This is a genomic window from Paenibacillus vulneris (assembly GCF_039543185.1).
In the GTDB taxonomy this organism is placed as follows: domain Bacteria; phylum Bacillota; class Bacilli; order Paenibacillales; family NBRC-103111; genus Paenibacillus_S; species Paenibacillus_S vulneris.
In genome coordinates, this window is record NZ_BAABJG010000015.1 from 84,155 (window position 1) to 100,054 (window position 15,900).

At 47.5% G+C, this 15,900-nt stretch carries 13 protein-coding genes and 1 riboswitch; of the genes, 11 read left to right on the forward strand and 2 right to left on the reverse strand.

The features are described 5' to 3' along the window. Nucleotides 1–63 precede the first annotated feature (63 nt). The 5 genes from ABEA66_RS14015 (at nucleotide 64) to ABEA66_RS14035 (ending at nucleotide 5,775) form a co-directional block, all read left to right on the forward strand. Complete coding sequence (locus ABEA66_RS14015) at nucleotides 64–1,020, forward strand: hypothetical protein (RefSeq protein ID WP_345588126.1); 957 nt, start codon at nucleotides 64–66, stop codon at nucleotides 1,018–1,020. Then, complete coding sequence (gene uvrA / locus ABEA66_RS14020; protein ID WP_345588128.1) at nucleotides 1,021–3,921, forward strand: excinuclease ABC subunit UvrA; 2,901 nt, start codon at nucleotides 1,021–1,023, stop codon at nucleotides 3,919–3,921. A gap of 30 nt (nucleotides 3,922–3,951) precedes the next feature. Further along, nucleotides 3,952–4,539: a GNAT family N-acetyltransferase gene (locus tag ABEA66_RS14025; RefSeq protein WP_345588130.1), complete on the forward strand. Its 588-nt coding sequence runs from the start codon at nucleotides 3,952–3,954 to the stop codon at nucleotides 4,537–4,539. 160 nt (nucleotides 4,540–4,699) lie between these two features. After that, nucleotides 4,700–4,850: riboswitch (cyclic di-AMP (ydaO/yuaA leader) on the forward strand. Between the two features lie 103 nt (nucleotides 4,851–4,953). Next, entirely contained in the window at nucleotides 4,954–5,121 is a 168-nt protein-coding gene (locus ABEA66_RS14030) for a hypothetical protein (RefSeq protein WP_179135924.1), read from the forward strand. Nucleotides 5,122–5,409: 288 nt separating this feature from the next. Then, complete coding sequence (locus ABEA66_RS14035; RefSeq protein WP_179135925.1) at nucleotides 5,410–5,775, forward strand: rhodanese-like domain-containing protein; 366 nt, start codon at nucleotides 5,410–5,412, stop codon at nucleotides 5,773–5,775. A gap of 222 nt (nucleotides 5,776–5,997) precedes the next feature. Here the strand turns inward: ABEA66_RS14035 and ABEA66_RS14040 are convergent, their stop codons facing one another. Then, entirely contained in the window at nucleotides 5,998–6,285 is a 288-nt protein-coding gene (locus tag ABEA66_RS14040; RefSeq protein ID WP_345588134.1) for a hypothetical protein, read from the reverse strand. 293 nt (nucleotides 6,286–6,578) lie between these two features. Between ABEA66_RS14040 and ABEA66_RS14045 the strand changes: the two genes are divergently transcribed. The 5 genes from ABEA66_RS14045 (at nucleotide 6,579) to ABEA66_RS14065 (ending at nucleotide 12,187) form a co-directional block, all read left to right on the forward strand. Then, nucleotides 6,579–7,529, forward strand: a complete 951-nt coding sequence (locus ABEA66_RS14045; RefSeq protein WP_345588136.1) for a D-2-hydroxyacid dehydrogenase — start codon at nucleotides 6,579–6,581, stop codon at nucleotides 7,527–7,529. Between the two features lie 194 nt (nucleotides 7,530–7,723). Beyond that, nucleotides 7,724–9,181: a catalase KatA gene (gene katA, locus ABEA66_RS14050; RefSeq protein WP_079909484.1), complete on the forward strand. Its 1,458-nt coding sequence runs from the start codon at nucleotides 7,724–7,726 to the stop codon at nucleotides 9,179–9,181. A 219-nt stretch (nucleotides 9,182–9,400) separates the two neighbouring features. Further along, a complete protein-coding gene (locus ABEA66_RS14055; RefSeq protein WP_345588140.1) occupies nucleotides 9,401–9,832 on the forward strand; it encodes a hypothetical protein in 432 nt (143 codons plus the stop codon). Between the two features lie 107 nt (nucleotides 9,833–9,939). Continuing rightward, nucleotides 9,940–10,116: a hypothetical protein gene (locus tag ABEA66_RS14060; protein ID WP_179135926.1), complete on the forward strand. Its 177-nt coding sequence runs from the start codon at nucleotides 9,940–9,942 to the stop codon at nucleotides 10,114–10,116. 307 nt (nucleotides 10,117–10,423) lie between these two features. Further along, on the forward strand, nucleotides 10,424–12,187 hold the full coding sequence (locus tag ABEA66_RS14065) for a methyl-accepting chemotaxis protein (RefSeq protein ID WP_345588142.1): 1,764 nt from the start codon (nucleotides 10,424–10,426) through the stop codon (nucleotides 12,185–12,187). Between the two features lie 518 nt (nucleotides 12,188–12,705). Here the strand turns inward: ABEA66_RS14065 and ABEA66_RS14070 are convergent. Further along, nucleotides 12,706–13,149, reverse strand: coding sequence for a hypothetical protein (locus tag ABEA66_RS14070; RefSeq protein ID WP_079909487.1), 444 nt, complete (start codon nucleotides 13,147–13,149; stop codon nucleotides 12,706–12,708). Nucleotides 13,150–13,378: 229 nt separating this feature from the next. Between ABEA66_RS14070 and ABEA66_RS14075 the strand changes: the two genes are divergently transcribed. Continuing rightward, nucleotides 13,379–15,865, forward strand: a complete 2,487-nt coding sequence (locus ABEA66_RS14075) for a trypsin-like peptidase domain-containing protein (protein ID WP_345588147.1) — start codon at nucleotides 13,379–13,381, stop codon at nucleotides 15,863–15,865. Nucleotides 15,866–15,900 lie beyond the last annotated feature (35 nt).

A 15,900-nucleotide genomic window follows, 5' to 3' on the forward strand; every position in this document is an offset into this window, starting at 1 on the left:
AATAGGGAAAATGTGGATATATATGGAATAATGTTTAAATATTAGAGATTGCAGGAGGCAATTATGGAGCGGACCAGGCAAGGGGAATCCATGACGGCAATATTTCGGGATGCGCTGCAAACCTTCGTGGATAAAATCAAGCAGGATGACCAAGTCATAGCCGCAATATTGATGGGAAGCTTATCTTACGACCAGGTATGGGAGAAGTCTGACATCGACTTGAAGCTTATCGTTCACGAGCAAAAGCTGAGTAAAAGCTATATGTGCTTTGTTGAGAACGATGTTCCGATCAATACAAGTATTCAGACACGGAACGATTTCAAGCGTTGGATAGAACGTTCCTTGCAAAGCTCGATTAGCCATTCGATGCTGGTTCGAAGTACCCTTTTATTTACCAAGGACAGCTCCATTACACCGTATTTCGAACAAATCCGCGTCGTCGGCGAACGTGACCGCCAAATGCAGCTGATGCGAGTAGGATGTCATACGCTTGGGATGCTGGCGAAGGCGGAGAAATGGCTTTATGTCAAGAAGGATTCGGCCTACAGCGCTCTCTGGATTATGAAGCTGGTGGATATGCTTGCCCAAATCGAAGTCATTCTGAACGGTGAAGTGCCCATGAGAGAAGCAGTTCAGCAGGCGTTGGCTTATAACCCCGAATTTTTCCATATTGTTTACATCCAGCTGGTGACACGGGAAGTAACGGAGCAGGAGGTCCACGATGCCCTTCAGGCTATTCATCATTATTTGAAAGAACGTGCCGAAAAGCTATTCCAGCCTATCTTAGCCTACTTAAAAGAAGAGGGTGACGTTCGTACATCGACTGATATTGTAGAAAAACTGGGTGTTATTGTTCAAATGGATAACGGTTCTATCACTACCGCATGCGACTGGCTGGCGGAGCTTGGACTTCTTGCGAAAATGGAAGGCGAGGCAAAAGCAACACCCAAGAGCCGCGTTGAGCTGTATGAACCTGCTTATTGCTATGAAAATCTAGATGATTTGGGATGGGAGATGTAGGTGCCATTGAGACAGTACATTGAAGTTCGCGGTGCAAGACAGAACAATTTGAAAAATATCGACGTGAACATTCCCCGCGATAAGATGACGGTTATTACTGGGGTCAGCGGGTCTGGCAAGTCCTCCCTTGCCTTCGAGGTCATCTATGGGGAAGGGCAGCGGCGGTTTCTGGAGTCGCTATCTACCTTTGCCAAGAGCAGGATGAATCAGCTGAAAAAGCCGGATGTGGACTTTGTCTTCGGTCTGTCTCCCGTCATTGCGATTGAGCAGAAGAAGGGGATTGTGAATCCGCGATCGACCGTAGGGACCATGACGGATATTTATGATTTTCTCAGATTGCTGTTTGCTTCCGTCGGTGAAGCGAACTGTCCGTTCTGTGACCATCCCGTGCCTATTCGTACGGTGAACCAAATGATAGAGCATATTCAGTCTCTGCCTGAGGGGACTGAGGTTGAAGTTCTTGCACCCATCTATAAAATTTTTGGCGAAGACTACGAAACCTTGTTCGACGAGATACGGACGAAGGGCTTTCGTTCGGTGAAAATAGACGGTGCTCTATGCAGTCTGGGGGATCCCCTTGAGCTTGACGATGAGCTGGATTATCAGATGGAGGTTGTAATTGACAAATTTATTGTTGCCAAGGATACGTTCAAGGTTTTGAACAAGACCATTGAAAATAGCTTGAAGCTCGTAGGTGAGGGCTTTATTCGATTTGATATCCTTCGGCTGCCGGAGGGAACCCAATTTGAACGGGATGCTTTTTATCGCGGGTTTGCCTGTCCGGTGCACCATCTTACGCTAGGTGAGCTGCATCCTTCCTATTTTTCCTTTAATGATCCGGAAAGCGCTTGCCGGACATGCGGCGGCATCGGTACCTTCATGCGAACGGAGGCTCGATTCCTGATCAAAAATGAGGATAAGAGCATTGCCAAGGGGGCTCTGGATACGAAGCTGCTAGGCACGACCGCCAATAGCTGGCGCTGGTCCATATTGCACAGCATGGCTAAGCACTATGGGTTCAGCTTGGAAACTCCGCTGAAAGAATTACCAGAGTCTGTCATGAATCTATTATTTTACGGAACCAAAGGACAGAAATTTCCTTTCGTCGCACCTCCTGATGCGCCTAAGACCCAATCTCGTCATGATGGGAAAATGATGGGCTACGGCGGCTTCGTCAATATGGTCAATCGCTGGTATAAGCTGTATTTGAAGCGCAAAGCCTCCACCACATCAGAGGATGAATTTTACAAAAGGGTTATGGTGGAGCATACCTGTCCGGATTGCGAGGGGAGGAAGCTCAAGCCGCAGCGCTTCTGCATTAAGATTGGCAATCAAGATATACACGAGCTGTGCAGCCTTTCTATGAGAGAGCTTCATCAATTCCTATCCGGTATCTCGTTTTCTGTCGAGAAGCAGCATGTCGGCCAACAAATTACTGCAGAAATTCAATCAAGACTTGTATTGCTTCTTGACATCGGTCTGGATTATTTAAGCCTGGGGCGGCGCTCCGACACCATATCCGGGGGCGAAGCCCAGAGAATCCGGCTTTCTACCCAAATCAGCTCCGGCCTTATGGGCATGTTATATGTTCTGGATGAACCGAGCATTGGACTGCATGCCAGGGATAGTATTCGGATTGTAGATACGTTAAGAAAGCTTAGAGACACAGGAAATACCATAATTGTGGTTGAGCACGATATCGATACGATTTGCAGCGCAGATCATATTATTGAAGTCGGACCGGGTCCGGGAACCCATGGCGGTCAAATCATTGCCCAAGGTACGGCCGAGCAGCTTCGGGCAAATGGCGACTCGATCACGGGATCGTTCCTGTCCGGGGCGAGAAAGATCGAAGTGCCGTCCAAACGCCGTCAGGCATCAGGTCTCCATTTGTCTCTTAAGGGCGCAAGAGCCAATAACTTGCGAAATGTCCATGTGGATATCCCGTTAGGACTTCTGGTATGCATCACTGGGGTCTCCGGTTCAGGGAAGAGTACGCTGGTGAATGAGATCATCTATAAACAGCTTTATTCCGTGTTTCACGACGCACGCATTGTACCCGGTGAACATGATTCGCTTGAAGGCCATCAGCACTTAACGGGAATCATAAATATTGATCAATCCCCGATCGGTCGAAGCTCACGTTCCAATGCAGCGACCTATGTAGGTTTCTTTGACCGTATCCGTGAGTTATATGCGGAGGCAGCCTCCATAGCCGGTAAGGAGCTTGGCAAGAACGATTTCAGCTTTAACCAAAAAAATGGCGGCCGATGCGAGCACTGCCAAGGGGAAGGAATTGTAACGACTCCGCTGCAATTTATGCCGGATGTCGAATCGGTCTGCCCTGTATGCAAAGGCGCCCGCTTTAATGATGAAGTGCTGGATGTTCGAATCAAGAACAAAAACATTGCTGATGTGCTGGAAATGAGTATTGAAGAAGCGGTAGACTTTTTCTCCGACCAGCCTTATATCCTGCATAAGCTAAATGTGCTGAATCAGCTTGGGCTCGGTTATTTAAGAGTGGGGCAATCCGCCAGGACTTTGTCCGGCGGGGAGGCGCAAAGAATCAAGCTTGCTACCGAGCTTAGTAAGCTGAAGCGGGGAGCTCATAATTTATATATTCTGGATGAGCCCACCACGGGCTTGCATCTTCAGGATATTCAAAAGCTGATTGATTGCGTTCAACAGCTGGTCGATGCGGGACATAGCGTTATCGTCATCGAGCATCATCTTGATATGATCAAGGTGGCCGATCACATTATCGATATGGGACCCGAAGGCGGGAAGAACGGAGGAACCGTGGTTGCGAGCGGCACTCCTGAGGAAGTGGCAAAAGTTAAAGCTTCTTTAACCGGGCAGTTTCTGAACGAAGTGCTGGTTGCGGAGAATTGCTATTGGTAAACCAATTGGAATATGGGGGGGAGATGGCCAATGAGCACGGTTAATCCACTGCTCCTCGATATCCCCGAAAGCCTGGAAACAGAGCGCCTTATGATTCGCGCTCCCCAGGCGGAGGATGGATCGATGGTGTATGAAGCTATTCATGAAAGCATTGAACAGCTCCGTCCTTGGCTGCCCTGGGCCCAAGAAGCTCCGTCGCTGGAGCAATCCGAGACCGGTGTACGCCAGGCAAGGCTTCGTTATTTGGAGCGGTCCGATCTCAGGCTGTACCTGTTGCATAAGAATACGGGAAAGCTGGTCGGATGCAGTGGTCTTCATAGGGTGGATTGGGAAACAAGAAAATTTGAAATCGGTTATTGGATAAGAACATCCTGCCTCGGACAAGGCTATATTACGGAAGCCGTAAACGGGATTACAGAATTTGCTATAGCCCAGCTGCAAGCGAATCGTATAGAGATCCGATGCGATTCAATTAATGCACGAAGCATTCAAGTTGCGGTCAGGACAGGCTTCACGCTGGAAGGCACGCTTCGTTGCGATGACAGAAGAACAGATGGTTCATTGATGAATACGATGGTTTTTGCAAAGGTTCGCGGATTTGAATTTGGGAGTTCATAATGATCACAATGGAATCAATTCAGATTACATAAAATAATTTATGGGTAATAGGATAAAGATGCGGATTGTAATCTAGAGAAGGGGGGCTCTTTTTAACCAATAGTCAAATTAGGCTTTACATTATTCATCAATAAAAGGTATAATATATGGTATAATTTCTATATTTAAATCGCTGAGTTTTCTTTTTAGAAAAACGGGGGAACCAAGTTATTTGGGGTGAATCGATATGCAGCGGCAAGCTGCCTATTGTAGGGCGTATTCTCACCGCCCGAATCCGACAGCTAACCTCGTAAGCGACTGTGGGAAGGATAGATTTGCTTATTGAAGCACAAGGTCTAGCCTTGTGCTTTTCGTGCTCCCAAAAGCAAAAAAGTCTTTCCGTCTCAGCAGTGTACAATTGAGAGGAGGATTATTATGGACAGCAAAGAAAAACTGTTTCACTTGTTAGATGGGTTGAACGAACGAGATCAGAGGGCCGCCATCGAATACATCCAATACCTTGCTCATCGCAGTGGGAAGAAAATAAATAATGAAGAGGTTATTAATATATACGGAAAACATTATTATGTAGTGCCGGATTGATGGTAACGAATGAATGTGAGTTTATTAATTAACCCCGATAGCGATCGTATTTACGGATCATCCGAATACGGTCGCTTTTTTGTCAAAGCGGAGTTGACGTAAGTCTGAAAAAAAAGTATAGTATGAATATACCCATACCGGGTATTTGCAATACAATGTGGTTGAGAATGACCGCATCTTTTTTTGATTTATCACATACCCTATGGGGTATTATTTTCATCTTAATGCTGAGTGCAACCTTTTATAGAGAAGCTATCCATTTCAGTGATTTAACAGGGGAGGATGCCAATGATTTTTATGCTTGCTCTGTTTGTATTCTTTATCTTGATGTATCAACGCATTAAACCAGTGAGGGGATTACAATATTTGGATGCTAGAGACTTAGGCAATTTTACGAAAAGCTCCGATAAGCCGGTCATTCTACTCGATGTACGGGACTCGGTAGATTATTATGAAGGACATTTGGATGGAGCCGTTCATATTTCATTAGGCCGGTTGCCCTTTGTTAAGAAGAAGGAGTTACGTAAAGAGGCTAGTATCATCGTCATCTCCGATTCCAAATACCACAGCAAGAAAGCAGCAAGAATTTTGAAAAAATCGGGGTATTCCCATTTGGCTGCGTTACATGTAGGCAATCCCTGCGTCTGCACATAACGACTTCAATCCTAGAGAAAACAATGATTGTTTGTTCATCTAAACACGGAGTGTGTGGGGAAGAGCAAGGAAATGAAAAGAACAATCAAAAAAAACATTAGCCCCATCAGCTAATGTTTTTTTGACATATAAGGAAATATATTGGAGGTTCCACGCAAAGTTATGCATCCGTTTCGAAGTCACTTCTCACTTTTTGAGTCACCCAGTGCAGGTAATTCATGCTTAATTAACGTAATATGCGCCTTTTGGAAGAGCCGTTCCTTTGTCTACGACGACCAAGCCTACTCCGCCAGGAATAAAAGCAACGAGAGAATCTTTATTGGTGACATAAATGCCGGGTACATAAATACCATTGACCTTCGTTTGCACGGTTTGTGAGATAACGATGGTTCCTGGATCGGTCGTGGAAGGCTTCTGTGTATCTGTTGGAGCTGCAGCGCCAACGGCGGCGGGAAGCATAAGCGATGCACCAATGGTAATGATGGATAATTTCGTTTTGAGTTTTTTCATCCTAATCACTCCTTATACTGGTTCTAAGTACTGTAAGAGTAGAGCAAGTGTTCCGTCTGGGATTTATTACCCTTTTTACCGAATTTGAAGCATTCACAAAACATTCAAAGATCATACTTCTAAGAAAAAGTATGAGTATGGATGAGAATTATACCTTTGTGAAATGCAAATATTTTTGAACCCCGCATGGGAATGATGGTTTCGCAAACCGCAGGGGTGTGTTAGACTTCAGTTGGACAAGGCTTACTACTAAGAGAAGCCATAAAAGACACGAAAATGGGGAGGAACAAGGTATGAGCAAGCGTCATCCAAATATTTTAGTATACCATCATGAGGCTGATACCTACGCCAATTTCCTGCGTGAGCATGGGTATATATCGATACAGACTGCTTCCTCCAAAGAAGAGGCTTTAAGCCATTTACAGGGTACGGAGGTCATATTAGGCTGGAAATTTCCAACCGCTTTATTAACTAGGCCCGAGGCTTCCAGCGTCCGGTGGATTCAGTCCACAGGTGCAGGAATTAATGACTTGGTGTCAGACCCGGACGTTCCGGAATCGATAACGATTACCCGAATTACAGATCAATTCGGCGGATTGATCTCTGAATACGTATTTGCCTTTTTGCTGTACATAACCAAAGGACTCCCGAATATGCTTGAGGCTCAGAAGCGCTCACATTGGGATCCCTTCAAAGTGGATACATTAAACAATAAAATTATCGGCGTAGCAGGGTTGGGCTCGATCGGTTCAGAAGTGGTGAGAAAAGCTCGGGCGTTTGATATGAAAGTACATGGTTTGAGCTTCAGCGGAGCGAACGCGGAGCTGGTAGACGAACATTATACGGCAGAGGAATGGCCGTTGTTTGTCAAAGATCTGGATTATTTGGTGCTCACCTTGCCATTAACTCCTGCAACGCAATATGCGGTTAACAAAGATATCCTGTCTTTGATGAAGCCTGAAGCGGCGCTGGTGAATGTTGGCCGCGGACAGCTCATAGCAGAAGCCGATTTGGTAGAAGTGATGAGGGAAAGAAGGCTTCAAGCGGCTATCCTGGATGTGTTTGAACAAGAACCGCTTGATCCGGAGCATCCATTCTGGTCGCTGCCTAACGTATATGTCACTCCTCATTTGTCGGGACAAAGCCATGCGGCCGATGTAGGGAGATTTTTCTTGAAAAACCTCAGGTTGTATGAACAAGGCGAGAGGCTGCAAGGCATCGTTAATCGGGAAAGAGGCTATTAAATATATACAATGATAATATCCCCGTGCTCACTTGAACAGTGGACAGGGGGATTTTTCGTATGCTGCAGAGTGCGAATGAACTGTACACCTGTTGAATACATATAGATCATATAAGTAGACAACTCTCACGAGAACATCCTGAGCGATCGCTTTAATGGGTACTACTTCAAAACTATTAATGAGGTGATATAAGGATGAGCCAGGGCAAGAACAAGCTTACAACGAGCTGGGGAGCTCCGGTAGGCGACAACCAGAATTCAATTACGGCCGGATCGCGGGGACCAACCCTTATACAGGACGTTCATCTCCTGGAAAAGCTGGCGCATTTTAACCGTGAGCGGGTTCCGGAGAGGGTCGTTCATGCCAAAGGAGCTGGGGCGCACGGCTATTTTGAAGTTACGAACGATTTGACGAGATATACGAAAGCGGATTTTTTATCGGAAGTAGGGAAGAAAACACCGCTATTCGTACGTTTCTCGACCGTTGCAGGGGAGAGTGGCTCGGCAGATACGGTACGGGACCCAAGGGGATTTGCCGTCAAGTTTTATACGGATGAAGGCAATTATGACCTGGTAGGCAATAATACCCCTGTCTTTTTTATCCGCGATGCCATCAAATTTCCGGATTTCATCCATACGCAAAAGCGTCACCCGCAAACTCATCTGAAGAATCCGAATGCGATATGGGATTTCTGGTCGTTATCTCCGGAGTCACTGCACCAGGTGACCATTCTGATGTCGGACCGCGGAATCCCGGCTACCTACAGGCATATGCATGGGTTCGGCAGCCATACGTTCAAATGGGTCAATTCTCAGGGTGAGGGAGTATGGGTAAAATATCATTTTAAAACAGAACAAGGCATACAGAACTTATCGGCGGAGCTTGCGGCTCAGCTTGCAGCTGAAAACCCGGACTACCATACGGAGGATCTGTTCAATGCGATTGAAAAGGGAGATTTTCCTTCCTGGAAGCTCTGTGTTCAGATCATGCCGCTTGAGGATGCAAAGACGTACCGGTTCGATCCGTTTGATGTCACCAAAGTATGGTCGCAGAAGGATTATCCATTAATCGAGGTTGGGCGGATGGTTCTGAACCGGAACCCGGAAAATTACTTCGCAGAGGTCGAGCAGGCTACGTTTTCTCCAGGAACATTGGTGCCCGGGATCGAGGTATCGCCGGATAAAATGCTGCAAGGGCGCTTATTCGCCTACCATGACGCTCACAGATACCGCGTAGGGGCCAATCACCAGTCCTTGCCGATCAATCGTCCGCGTAACGAAGTGAATAATTATCAGCGCGACGGTCAAATGCGGTTTGATGGCAACGGCGGCGGCTCCGTCTATTATGAGCCGAACAGCTTCGGAGGACCCTCGGAGTCCAAGTCGGATAAACCGGCCGCTTTTGAGATTCATGGTGAAGCGGATAGCGTGCCTTATGATCACGATGACCACTATACCCAGGCTGGAGACTTGTATCGGCTGCTGAACGGAGAGGAGCGTTCACGGCTTGTGCAAACCATTGTCGCGGCTATGAAGCCGGTGGAAAGCGACGAGATTAAGCTAAGACAAATCGGACATTTCTTCAAAGCGGATCCGGAGTACGGACAACGTATAGCGGAAGGACTCGGCTTAAGAGTACCGGAAGCCAATTAATGAAGGCGGCAGCAGCCCTTTCCCTTGTGGAGGAACGCTGCCCTTCTTTTTATCAATGGATAGCTTACATCGCAAGTTAGTGTAAGCGTTATTACAAAGGCGGAGAATCATAATCAAAGAGGTGATATGATGAGAGCTCGCATCCTATCGGAGCAAATGATAAAAATGCGGTTTCCGCATCTTCGATATGTCCGCATTCACTCGGAGGGGAGGCATAAAGTGACGGTTTATGCGTGGAATGAAGATCTGCAGCTCCCGGATCACGATATCCGTAACCTGAAGCAATACGCCTCCGAATATTTGAATCCTTACGTCTGCTTCAAGATTAAACCGTACCATTTGGTGCAGGATGACGAGGTGCCGCAGCTTCCGGAGCTGCCGGATGAGCTGCAGAAGAAGGTGCTCAGCCGGGGACTGGATCAAGACGAAATCATGGACACCATGAACGAAATGATCCCTTTTGGACAATTGGATTACGTCGATTATGACGCGGAAACAGGAACGCTGCATTTTGAATTTCACACGGAACGACCTATCGATTCCCGGGAACAGGAGCTTGTCGGAAGCTACTTAAGCGAAATGATTCCAATCGGTACCTTGTGCGCAATCGAATATCAAATTCGTGGAGACGAGAGTAAGCCGGGTGATTGAATACGTATGTTCGGTTATGCTTCATTCCCAAGTGCAGTTTTAAGGTTTGAAAAGAGCGGGGGAGTCATGTAAACTAATCTTGAAACTGCATGAAGGGATCTGGATGAATGAAGATGATCGTGTTCTTTGCGCTGCTCTTATTGTACCCGTTATTTCTGCATTGGGTTAAAATTAGTGACTACAGGGTCGTTCCGCTAGTCGTTCCTTATGCGCTTGGAGCATTGTCCATCACGATTATGCTGACCGGTATTGCCGATTTCATCGTCAAGAAGCTGAAGCAATAGTCTATTCCAGCTTCGTCTATATGACTTGCAACGTCCCAATATGGTTCCAATTAACTAAGACAATAGGGGTGCTTCTGCGACTTTAGCGGAAGCACTTTTTTGATATCTCTGGATTCATACATTTCGTGTCTTCCTACGAAATACCTGAATCTGCTTTGAAGCCATAGCCCCAGTTGTGGGGCTTAATTAATTTTTATAGGAAAAAATGCTCATTCCGGGAAGGGAAGAGGAAAAATTTGTCGAAAAGAAAAGAGGCATGTCGGCGCAATGTGCCGTAAAGAGTCATTTACCAAAGGGGCTAGATAAAATGAGGGGTTCGAATTGGCTTCAAAATCGCCTGGCATTGAGGATTGCCGCCGTAGTTATGGCCGCGATGATCCTGTTATCCGCCGGGTATGTTTATTTGCAGATCAGCAACGTTAAGACAGCAGCACAAGGAGTTATTACAAGCTACGGAATCCGAATGGCGGACAGCTACGCCAAGAAGCTGGATGTCTCCCGAATTGAACCGTTCTTGAAAAGTCCGCAGGAAAACGACAGCTATTGGTCTATTCGACTGGAGCTAAATGAATTTCGGGAACAAATTGGCGCTTTGTACGTATACATTGTTAGGGTTGACGAAAGCCAGAGACCGCTTATCATGATTGACGGTCAACCTAGAGACTCGGAATCGGCATCCCCTATCAATGAGGTGACGGATATTCCGGAAGAGGCGGTAAAAGCACTATTAGCAGGGGAAACAGCCAGCTCGTCTATTATAGACAACCCGCAGTATGGAAAGTATATCTCTTCCTATGCTCCTATTAAAAGAGCGGACGGCACGATGATCGGGGTCCTTGGCATTGATACGGAAGCTTCGGTTACGGATTCTATAAGCCGCGATTTGATTCGTCAAAGTATTCCCTTCTACAGCCTGATGGCGGGGATACTGATCCTGATTCTTTTATTGATTACATGGGTGCTTGTGCGTTCATTAAGGCCGCTTCAGTGGATTGTAGCGGCGTCCAGGCATATCGCATCCGGAGAGCTCGCCGATGCCAACCGCTTGTTAACGGATCATCCGGTCAGGTCTTCGGATGAGATTGGTGCGGTCTATCAGGCCATGGTTCAAATGTCCGTCAGCTTGAACACGATCATTGGCCGGATGGTATCCCGCGTTGTCCAGACATCCGAACAGCTGGTATTATCCTCTGACCGATTCACTTCCGACGCGAAGCAGGTTCTCGAGATCCATACGAGGGCTAACCGTGCGGTCAGCCAAGTAGCGGAAGGGGCACAAGCCCAAAGCCTGAGTACGGATGAAAGCAGCCGCTCTATGGAAGAAATAACGACGGCGATTCAGCGAATCTCCGAGGCGTCACTAACCGCAGCGGACGCATCCCACAAGGTGCTCAACCATGCAGAATCCGGCAAAAAGGCGATACATCAAATGAATCTTCAAATTTATACGATTTCCGCCGCCGCAGGAGAAGCCGCACAAAGAGTGGAGGCGCTTCAAGGCTATTCCCAAGAGATTGAGAGCGCGCTAAGCGGGATTGCCGACATTGCGAATCAGACGAAACTTCTGGCACTTAACGCATCCATCGAGGCTGCAAGGGCCGGTGAGCATGGTGCCGGATTCGCCGTAGTTGCGGGTGAGATCAGGAAGCTTGCGGAGCATGCGGCAGGCTCTGCATTGAACATCGGCGTCCTGCTCCATAATGTGCAGAATGAGTCAGAGCGCATCCATGAAGCGATGAGCACAGGGGCGCAGGAAGTGCAGACGGGAACCGTTCTTTCGGAGCATGCCGAAGAGTATCTGACCGCGATCGTGGACCAATTCCGTTTTGTAGCGGATCAGATTCAGGATATCTCCGCCGCTGCGGAACAAATATCCGCGGGGTCTGAGGAAGTAGCCGCCTCGGTAATGGGCATAGCGGATATTGCCAAGGTATCGTCCGACCAGACGCGTCATATTCGCGAGCTGACGGACAGTCAGCTGAATGTGGTCCGGCAAATGGCGGATTCCGCCGTTGCTTTGAATGAAATGACCCAGGATATGAGAGAAGCTATAAAACAAATCAAAGTGTAGAAACCCATCATCATGGCTCCATAAGACGACAACGTAATCGGCCGACAAAATGTCAATTTTCTTCTAACACGAGACTATTTTGTAGATTTATAGTAAAATAATAGTAATTTTCTTTTTTTGAAAGTGTAAAAATCGTTACAATGGTTACGAAAAAGGTGTTCGACGGTATCGTCAGACGTCAAAATGAGGTGAATTGCATTGTTACAAAAACAACAAACCAACGACAACAAAGCGAAGGGTGCACCACTTACCAAGTCCGCATTGGTAGTATCTTTATTTATGGCGACAGCTCTGGCCGGCTGCGGTCAAGAGCCTCCACAGGCACCGGTGGCATCAAACGGGCAGGTAGCCGCTACCCAGTCCCCGGCCCCGAGCCAGCAAACGGCAGATCCTGACGCTCCTCCTTACGGCGGAACTGCCCAGGACTATTGTCAGGATGATAATAACGACAATAAATGTGATGATTCAGGCGATACGTATAACAAGGATTACACGTACACTCATGACGGAAGAACATATTATGGGCGGGAGTCCTCGATTTCTTCCGGACTACTTGCAGGCGCGATAGCGGGAGCAGTCATCGGTGCGGCTGCGGGCAGCTTGAGCAAATCGGGACAACAGCCTGTCACGAATACCCGGCCGAATACCGCAACGGATGTCAGAAACGTCCCGCCTGCCGTTACCAGCACTCCAACGGCTACTCCGGCACCGACACCTTCGACTTCCAATCGTACGGGTTCATTTACTACGTCAGGGTCGTCTGCCGCAACGAATAACACAAATAAAAGCTCTACAGCCGCTCCAAAGAGTACCGGAAGTACGTCAAGCTCAGGATCTACAAGCTCCTCGGGATCGTCAAGCTCAACGACATCCAAAAGCTCCTCCGTTTCTTCGGGCAGTACAGGAACTTCGAGCAGCAAGTCATCGAGCAGCGGCATATCGAGCGGATCATCGGCTTCCAAAGGCGGTATTGGCAGCAGCTCCAGCAGCTCTAGCAGTTAATTCAATAGCGGAATCTATAGCGTCAGCGTACTCACGATCCTATTCAGCATTCTATGCTGGTGATAGGATCGTTTTTCTTATGCGGAAGGTTAAGTCATTGCTGCTAGAATCTTCTATTTTTTTCTTGCACTCTGGCAATAGAGTAGGTAAGATTTAGGGGATATGCAAACTGTTGATAGGAGAAACAGCATGAAGAAATTGAAAACATTGAGCAAGGGAGTTATGAAGGGCTCCATGGCTGTCATGGTTGCAGCTGCCGTTATGACAACACCGGTATACGCGGATTCACTGCCTAACGGGACCTCTATCCCCACCCTGGTAGAGAAAACCACATCCTCCGTTGTGGCTATCATCGGCAGACCGAGCGATGACAAAAAAATATCCCAATCGGATAGATACCAGCTTGCTCATGGGACAGGTGTCATCGTTCGAAACGACGGGTATATTTTAACCAATGCTCACGTCGTAAAGAACATGCGCAACCTGACCATTGTGACCTCAGACGGTAAATCCTACTCTGGAAAAACGACTCACTACGATGAAGAAAGTGATCTGGCGCTTGTAAAAATTGAAGCAACGGGACTTACCCCGGCTACATTTGCTTCTGCCTCGGATATCCATGTCGGCGAGTCGGTTATGGCGATCGGTACCCCGTTATCCTTTGCATTAAGGAATTCAGTCACGTCAGGGATCATTAGCGGAATGGAACGTTCGGTACAATCCAAGTACCGATTGATTCAAACGGATGCGGCCATTAACCCGGGGAATAGCGGCGGCGCTCTCGTCAATATGAAGGGCGAGGTTATCGGGATCAATACCATGAAATATGTCGAGTATGGAGTGGATAGTCTTGGCTTTGCGATCCCGGTTGACACCGTGCAATATGTTTTGGATCAATTTTTTAAGTATGGCCAAGTGAAGCGTCCAACGTTACATTTGGAGCTGGCAGAAAGCTGGGAAGCGGTAGTGGGGCTCCCAACCAGCAGCGGGCTCGAGGTAACCTACGTGGAACCGGATTCGACAGCGGCGAAGGCAGGGATCAAGCAAGGGGACACATTGCTCGCCATCAATTCCGTTCAAATACATAATATGGTTGAGTATAACGAAGCACTGAAGAAATATTTGCCGGAGGATAAAGTACAGCTGAAGCTGAAATCGGGCTCCGACACGAAGACAATTGATTTTGTTCTTGGAGAAGACAAGTCCGGGAGCTCCAATTCTGTGCTTGATTCGGACGGCTCCTATATTGATGCGGATCAAGGCAAGACGATGATAGGGGACAGCCATTTCGGCTGGTCGATGAAATACCCGTCAGGTCTGGTTCAGACGAGCCAGTCGTCCACAGGGGACAAGGTGATGTTCGCGGATGCAAAAGGGCAGTATGCTGTGATGATTCGTGTTCAGGAGAAACAAAGCAAAGACCTGTCTCCTCTGGCATTACTTAAAAAGCTGGACGGACAGGCCGAAATCGATACCATATTGGAGAAACGATATGTGAATGACGGCTCCGGTACCCGGCCCTATGCTAAACTGGTCGGTGAAAATGCCAATGTCATGTATTACCAGTCGCGCGCGTTTTTAAAGGACGATAAAATTTATATGGTGACGTTAATAGTAAATACGAGTGATAACAAAAGCAGCGCGGCGCAGCGTAACAGTATTATCGATGTGCTCGATTCCTTCTCGCTCGATTACGATGCGAAGAACGGATCGTTAAAGGATATTTCGGTATATCAAGACAAACATACCGTGACGACCGAATACGGGCTGAGCTTTGATTTGCCGCAGGAATGGAATAAATCCGACTACGGCTCGGAAATGGACTACAGCAGCAAGGACGGAGAGCAGAGGATCTATGTGCGAATCAGCTCTGCTGCGTCAGGGGATACGCTGGCGGACTGGGCGGCACGGCAGGAAAAGGAGTTCAAGAACATTTACGTGGAGGAATACCGGGAGACGCAAGGGCCGAAAGAGACGACCGTTGGCGGCGTTCCTGCCATTCAGAATACATACAGCTGGACCATGGGCGATAAATGGAAGCAAACATACGTATATTATATTATCAAGGACAAGTATAAATACGAGCTCACCATGTCTTACCCGAAGGCATCCAACAATGAGACGCTGGAGAAGCAGATCTCCGATTGGACCGGCTCGATTCAATTCTCCAAAGAAGGCTTAAACCGGTCGTTAGGAATCATTCAGGATGAGGACGACTTGATCGATCCGGACAGGACGGTTACCTACACGAACAATAAGTATGGCTACTCCTTACAGCTGCCTGAGCTCTGGTTTGAAGGCGAGCTGGACGGAAGCTCCGATAATCCGAGCAAGTTCTTCCCGTTCACGGGCGGCAGCATGACCCTATCCGCCGACGATCGTTCGGGTCTGGATGAAGTGTTGAACCGGGTTGAGCAGGAGTATAAGAAAAATTCGGAAAATGACGCGAATTATAAATATACGGAAACCGATGAATCCTTGTTCGGCACGGATGTAAAGAAGTTTGCCGTTCAATATAAAAGCAAAAACATCCCGTATACGCTGAACGAGTACGTCTTTGAGAAAAACGGTATCGTATACACCATTCGCCTGAGAATTAATGATGCGGTGAAGACGGACAAGCAATGGCAGCGGTTAAATGAAGTCTTGAATTCCATCCAATTTTCGCTGAAATAACGGCATCTTCATGCCGAATTTCAAGCGATTCATTG

Excerpts from the sequence above, each read along its gene's own strand:
- ABEA66_RS14045 (WP_345588136.1), top strand. The coding sequence starts at position 6,579 with ATGAGCAAGCGTCATCCAAATATTTTAGTATACCATCATGAGGCTGAT.
- ABEA66_RS14035 (WP_179135925.1), top strand. The coding sequence starts at position 5,410 with ATGATTTTTATGCTTGCTCTGTTTGTATTCTTTATCTTGATGTATCAA.
- ABEA66_RS14075 (WP_345588147.1), top strand. The coding sequence starts at position 13,379 with ATGAAGAAATTGAAAACATTGAGCAAGGGAGTTATGAAGGGCTCCATG.
- ABEA66_RS14040 (WP_345588134.1), bottom strand. The coding sequence starts at position 6,285 with ATGAAAAAACTCAAAACGAAATTATCCATCATTACCATTGGTGCATCG.
- ABEA66_RS14025 (WP_345588130.1), top strand. The coding sequence starts at position 3,952 with ATGAGCACGGTTAATCCACTGCTCCTCGATATCCCCGAAAGCCTGGAA.
- ABEA66_RS14065 (WP_345588142.1), top strand. The coding sequence starts at position 10,424 with ATGAGGGGTTCGAATTGGCTTCAAAATCGCCTGGCATTGAGGATTGCC.
- katA (WP_079909484.1), top strand. The coding sequence starts at position 7,724 with ATGAGCCAGGGCAAGAACAAGCTTACAACGAGCTGGGGAGCTCCGGTA.
- ABEA66_RS14015 (WP_345588126.1), top strand. The coding sequence starts at position 64 with ATGGAGCGGACCAGGCAAGGGGAATCCATGACGGCAATATTTCGGGAT.
- ABEA66_RS14030 (WP_179135924.1), top strand. The coding sequence starts at position 4,954 with ATGGACAGCAAAGAAAAACTGTTTCACTTGTTAGATGGGTTGAACGAA.
- ABEA66_RS14060 (WP_179135926.1), top strand. The coding sequence starts at position 9,940 with ATGAAGATGATCGTGTTCTTTGCGCTGCTCTTATTGTACCCGTTATTT.